This window comes from Neisseria sp. N95_16, assembly GCF_002551535.2.
Lineage (GTDB): Bacteria > Pseudomonadota > Gammaproteobacteria > Burkholderiales > Neisseriaceae > Neisseria > Neisseria brasiliensis.
In genome coordinates this window covers 1-6,169 of the sequence record NZ_PDBT02000101.1, presented here as the reverse complement: position 1 = coordinate 6,169, position 6,169 = coordinate 1, and the positions used below count along the sequence as shown (strand labels likewise).

The following is a 6,169-nucleotide window of genomic DNA, read 5'->3' as shown; positions in this document are numbered from 1 at the left end:
CTGTTGTGCTTTTCGGTAACAGTAGGTTCCGTTGACGGAATGCCGTCTGATTTCCCGACTGACGGTGGCGGGATGACAACCGATGTTCTGTGCGATTTGGTTTAGGGGTAGGTTGCGGTAATGTCTGGAAATGTAGTATCTTTGGTGTGAGGTCAGTTGTGTGTAGGCCATATTGCAATCTTTCTTGTCAGGAAAGGCAGTATACCACCGCATACTGGCCTTTTCTGTTATTGGAAATTGCACTTGTTAGGCGAATGTAAGGGCCTTGACAAGTGTCACTCATCATATTATATTTTTAATACATTTAAAAAACTTAATATAAAAAGGAGTAAAAGATGAAACGCAATGTCGGCGGTATTGATCGCGCTATCCGTATTATTGTGGGCTTGGCCTTAATCATCGCAGCAGCCACTGGTAACATCGGCTGGTGGGGTTGGCTGGGCGTGTTGGTGTTGGCCAGCGGTGTCTTCTCATTCTGCGGCTTGTACACGTTGCTCGGCGTGAATACTTGTCCGCGCAAATAGGCTGTTTGCCCGTCTGAAAAAGGTAAAGTCATGAACATTCAAACCCTTTCCGCACAAGAAGTGCGGCAGAAATTAGCTTCCGGCGCGACATTGATTGATGTGCGCAGCGCAGCCGAATATGCACGCGAACATATTGATGGCGCGGTGAATGTGCCGCTGGATAAACTGGCGGCACATAGTTTGCTCAACGCCGATGTATTAGTGTTCCATTGCCAATCCGGTATGCGCACGGCACAAAATGCGGCGGCATTGCAACAAGCCGCGCAGGGCAAAACTGCCTATATTTTGGAACGCGGCATACAGGGCTGGAAGGCAGGTGGGTTTGAGACCGTGATTAACCGCAGCCAGCCGCTGGATTTGATGCGTCAAGTGCAAATCGGTGCAGGCTTGCTGGCGTTGTTGGGCGCGTTGGGTGGCTGGTTGGTATCGCCGTGGCTGTATTTATTGTGCGGCATGGTTGGTGCAGGGCTGTTGTTGGCAGGCTTGACCGGATTTTGCGGCATGGCGCGTTTGCTGATGCTTATGCCGTGGAACCAAAGTTTGCGCCAACAGGCAAAATCAAGCTGATACGCTCGGCATTGTGATAAAATATGGCGCAATGTCTTTTATCTAAGCAACATCATGAATCTTGAAAATCCCCCTTACGCCGAAGCGGCCGACTTTTTAAAATTATTGGCCAATCCCAACCGCTTGGCCGTGTTGTGCAACCTGCACGCGCAACGCCGCAACGTCACCGAGCTGGCGCAAATCACTGGTTTGCCGCAAGCTGCGATGTCGAGCCAATTGGCCTTGCTGCGTGAAGCCGGTTTGGTTGCCTGCGAAGTGAACCACCGTGAACGCCTTTACTACATTGCCGATGAACGCGTGGGTAAAATGATTGAATTGCTGTATTCGTTTTACTGCGCCGAATCCGAATAATCGGTTCAACCCAAAGGCCGTCTGAAAATATGTTTCAGACGGCCTTTGATGTTTCAAACCCTGCTACAATATCGCTTTAGTGTGACTTTTTTACCTGATTTTCTATGACTCAACCAACCTACATCCCCTTGCGCCTGCATACCGAGTTTTCGATTACCGACGGTATGGTGCGGATTAAAAAGCTGGTGTCCAAAGCGGCGGAATACGGTTTGCCGGCGCTGGGCGTGAGCGATTTGATGAACCAATTCGGCTTGGTGAAATTCTACAAAGCCTGCCGTGGTGCGGGTATTAAGCCGATTGGCGGGGCGGATGTGTGGATTGAAAACCCTGATGCGCCGGAAAAGCCGTTTCGTGCGATGTTGATTATCCGCAACGATGCCGGCTATCTGCGTTTGAGCGAACTCTTGACCGCCGCCTATGTTGGCAAAGACCGCAATGTCGATCATGCCGAATTGCGCCAAAGCTGGCTGGCCGAAGGCGACAACAGCGGCCTGATTTGCTTATCGGGCGCGCATTACGGCGAAGTGGGTGTAAACCTGTTAAACGGCCACCCCGAAGCGGCCAAAGCAGCAGCGCAAAAATATGCGGCATGGTTCCCCAATGCGTTTTATCTGGAATTGCAACGCCTACCGGAGCGCCCTGAATGGGAAACCGCCGTATCAGGCAGCGTGACCTTGGCGGAAGAACTTGATTTGCCGGTGGTGGCCACGCACCCGACCCAATTCATGAGCCGCGATGACTTTAATGCCCACGAAGCACGCGTGTGCGTGGCGGGCGGCTGGGTGTTGAGTGATAAAAAACGCCCGCGCGAATTTTCGCCAAGCCAATATTTCATCGACCCGCAGGAAATGGCGGCGCGTTTTGCCGATTTGCCCGAAGCACTGGAAAACACGGTGGAAATTGCCAAGCGTTGCAACCTGCACATCACGTTGGGCAAAAACTTCCTGCCCGATTTCCCAACACCGGAAGGCATGACCTTAGACGACTATTTGCGCGTGTTGTCCAATGAAGGTTTGCAAGAGCGCATGGTGCAGCTTTATCCCGACGAAGCCGAGCGGGCAGAAAAAATGCCGGAATATCAGGCGCGTTTGGATTTTGAGTTGAATATCATCATTCAGATGGGCTTTCCGGGCTATTTCCTGATCGTACAAGACTTCATCAACTGGGCGAAAAACAACGGCTGTCCGGTGGGGCCGGGTCGTGGTTCGGGCGCAGGTTCGTTGGTGGCGTATTCCTTGAAGATTACCGACCTTGATCCGCTGAAATATGCCTTGCTGTTCGAGCGTTTCTTGAATCCTGAACGCGTCTCCATGCCTGACTTCGACGTCGATTTCTGCCAAGCCAACCGTGGCCGCGTGATTGAATACGTGCGCGCAAAATATGGTGCGGAAGCGGTGAGCCAGATTGTGACTTTCGGTACCATGTCGTCCAAAGCGGTGATTCGCGATGTGGGGCGGGTGTTGGAATTGCCGTTTATGCTGTGCGACCGCCTGTCGAAGCTGATTCCGCTGGAAGCCAACAAACCTTTGAGTTTGGATAAGGCGATGGAAGCCGAGCCGCAAATCGGCGAACTGATTGCGGCGGAAGAGGCGCAAGAATTGATTGAGCTGGCGAAAAAGCTGGAAGACTTAACGCGCGGCTTGGGTATGCACGCGGGCGGCGTGTTGATTGCGCCGGGCAAAATTTCCGATTTCAGCCCCGTGTATCAGGCCGACGAATCGGCCTCGCCCGTGTCGATGTACGACAAAGGCGACGTGGAAGACGTGGGCTTGGTGAAGTTTGACTTCTTGGGCTTGCGCAACTTGACCATCATCGAAATGGCGCAAAACAACATCAAAAACACCAGCGGCGATATTGTCGATGTCGGCACCATTCCGCTGGATGACCAAGCCGCCTATCAGATTTTCCGCGATGCCAACACCACGGCCGTGTTCCAGTTTGAATCGACCGGCATGAAAAAAATGCTGAAAACGGCGCACACGACCAAGTTTGAAGAGTTGATTGCCTTCGTGTCGCTCTACCGCCCGGGCCCGATGGACAACATTCCCGACTTCGTTGCGCGCATGAAAGGCGAGCCGTTTGAATACATTCACCCGATGCTGGCCGAAATTCTCGAGCCGACCTACGGCATTATGGTGTATCAAGAACAGGTGATGCAGGCGGCGCAGATTATCGGTGGCTACTCGCTTGGCGGTGCCGACTTGTTGCGTCGTGCGATGGGTAAGAAAAAGCCGGAAGAAATGGTCAAACACCGCGAGATTTTTGCCGAAGGTGCGGCCAAACAAGGCATCTCACGCGAAAAATCCGACCAGATTTTCAACTACATGGAAAAATTCGCCGGCTACGGTTTCAACAAATCGCACGCCGCCGCCTACGCGCTGATTTCGTATCAAACCGCTTGGCTCAAAGCGCATTATCCGGCTGAATTTATGGCCGCAACCATGTCGTCTGAATTGGATAATACCGACCAGCTCAAGCATTTTTATGACGACAGTCGCGCCAACGGTTTGACCTTCCTGCCGCCCGACATTAACGAATCGGATTACCGCTTCACGCCGTATCCCGACCGTAAAATCCGCTATGCCTTGGGCGCGATTAAAGGCACCGGCGAAGCAGCGGTGGAATCGATTATTGCCGCGCGGGAAGCGGGCGGTAAATTTACCGGTTTGCTTGATTTCTGCGAACGTGTGGGCAAAGAACACCTGAACCGCCGCACGCTCGAAGCCTTAATCCGCGGCGGTGCGTTCGACAGCATCGACCCCAACCGCGCTATGTTGTTGGCCAACATTGATTTGGCGATGGGCAATGCCGAGCAAAAATCAGCCAACGCCAATCAGGGCGGCTTGTTCGACATGATGGACGATGCCATCGAGCCGGTGAAATTGGTTGATGTGCCGATGTGGAGCGAATCGGAAAAGCTCGCCGAAGAAAAAACCGTGATTGGCTTCTACCTTTCCGGCCACCCCTTCGGGCCGTATGCCGAAGAAGTGCGCCAAATCGCCCCGACCAAATTAGGCCGTCTGAAACCGCAAGACAGCGTGCGCTTGGCCGGTTTTGCCACCGCGGTGCGCACCATGATGGGCAAACGCGGCAAAATCGCCTTTGTGACCCTCGAAGACCAAAGCGGCCAAGTCGAAATCATGATCAGCGGCCAGACGCTGGAAAACAGCCAGCCGATTTTGAAAGCCGACCAAGTGCTGATTATTGAATCCAAAGTCAGTCGCGACGATTACGGCGGCGGCGAAGGCCTACGCATCATGGCCAACCAAGTCATGACCCTGCAAATGGCGCGTGAAAACTACGCCCGCAGCCTCAGCCTGCACCTGCGCCCCGAACACGACATCGTCAAGCTCGCCGCCACGCTTGCCGCCGCGCGCCTGCCCGACACGCCGCATATCCCGCTTTCCCTGTCATACAGCAATGACCAAGCTTCAGGCCGTCTGAAAATTTCTTCTAGATGGGGCGTAACCGCTAGTGCCGTATTGTTTGAGGAATTGGAAAAGCAGTTGGGTAACCGTGCCGTGAGTGTGAATTGGTAGATTCAACCGCCGAAAACGATTTGAAAACCCCATCAAGGCCGTCTGAAAATTTGATATTTCAGACGGCCTTTTTCATGCTTTCAAATATCAATAAAGAAACGAATAAAAATAACTTGCAAAAAAAAAATAACTGATGGTAAAATTACTTCATTGGAGAAAATTTAGCTAAGATTATGAAAAATATATACTTTATTCCATTTTGCATATTTCCTTTAGCTGCCTATGCCGACCTGCCCTTAAGTATCGAAGAAATTCTGACCGATAAAGGCAAGCTGAAGCTGGAAGCGTCTGTAGGCTATGTTAACAGCGAAAGCCGTAACACCGAACTGGCCGCGCCCGTTTATATCCAAACCGGCAGCGCATCGTTTATCCCTGTACCCACTGAAATACGGGAAAGCGGCCGCAACAGCGATATGCTCATCGGCACCCTCGGTCTGCGCTATGGCTTGACCGGCAATACTGACCTTTACGGTAATGCCAGCTATATTTGGCAGGAGGAGCGTGGCTTTGACGGCGAGGCCGCCCAAAGCAGCAAAAGCCGAGACAGCAAGCTTTCCGACGTATCGCTCGGTATCAGCCACACCTTTTTGAAAGACGACAAAAATCCTGCCCTGATCGGCTTTATCGAAGGCACGGCCTACGAAAAATCGCGCGGCAAAGCATCATCAGGCAAATCATGGCTTATTGGTGCAACGACCTACAAAGCCATCGATCCCGTTGTGTTTTCCTTAACCGCTGCCTACCGCTTCAACGGCAGCAAAACCCTTTCAGACGGCCTCAAATACCAAGCCGGCAACTACTGGCTGGTTAACCCCAACATCGCCTTTGCCGCCAACGACCGCATCAGCTTAACCGGCGGCATCCAATGGCTGGGCAAACAGCCTGACCGTTTGGACGGCCAAAAAGAATCCGCCAGAAACACATCCACCTACGCCCAATTGGGCGCAGGCTACGGCTTTTCCAAAGCCACGTCGTTAAACGCCTCCGCACGTTTCAACATTTCGGGACAAAGCAGCTCTGAGTTGAAATTGGGCGTGCAGCATACGTTTTGACGGGGCATTTTTTAAACGCTGTAAACAAAGGAGCTTACATTCGCATTTCAAGTGCAACGCTCAAATGCCATTGGCAAGGGCTGCTGAAAACAGATCACCCGGTGTCTCATAGTCCAATGTCTTTCTCGGTCGGCGG

General features: G+C 52.4%; 6 protein-coding genes. 5 read left to right on the top strand and 1 reads right to left on the bottom strand.

The genetic code is table 11. From position 1 onward, the window contains the following. A partial coding sequence (locus tag CRG49_RS14070) for a helix-turn-helix domain-containing protein (protein WP_157807888.1) occupies positions 1-171 on the bottom strand: 171 nt, incomplete at its 3' end. 164 nt (positions 172-335) lie between these two features. On the opposite strand from CRG49_RS14070, the gene CRG49_RS11920 reads away from it, so the two are divergent. The 5 genes from CRG49_RS11920 to CRG49_RS11900 all read left to right on the top strand — a co-directional run bounded on the left by CRG49_RS11920 (position 336) and on the right by CRG49_RS11900 (position 6,033). Continuing rightward, on the top strand, positions 336-524 hold the full coding sequence (locus CRG49_RS11920; RefSeq protein WP_095503756.1) for a DUF2892 domain-containing protein: 189 nt from the start codon (positions 336-338) through the stop codon (positions 522-524). 30 nt (positions 525-554) lie between these two features. Further along, positions 555-1,091 (top strand): rhodanese family protein, encoded by a 537-nt coding sequence (locus CRG49_RS11915; protein ID WP_095503757.1) that lies wholly within the window; start codon positions 555-557, stop codon positions 1,089-1,091. Positions 1,092-1,145: 54 nt separating this feature from the next. After that, positions 1,146-1,442, top strand: a complete 297-nt coding sequence (locus tag CRG49_RS11910) for a helix-turn-helix transcriptional regulator (protein WP_095503758.1) — start codon at positions 1,146-1,148, stop codon at positions 1,440-1,442. Positions 1,443-1,546: 104 nt separating this feature from the next. Then, a complete protein-coding gene (gene dnaE / locus CRG49_RS11905) occupies positions 1,547-4,981 on the top strand; it encodes a DNA polymerase III subunit alpha (protein WP_095503759.1) in 3,435 nt (1,144 codons plus the stop codon). A 173-nt stretch (positions 4,982-5,154) separates the two neighbouring features. After that, on the top strand, positions 5,155-6,033 hold the full coding sequence (locus CRG49_RS11900) for a transporter (RefSeq protein ID WP_095503760.1): 879 nt from the start codon (positions 5,155-5,157) through the stop codon (positions 6,031-6,033). The last annotated feature ends 136 nt before the right edge of the window (positions 6,034-6,169 follow it).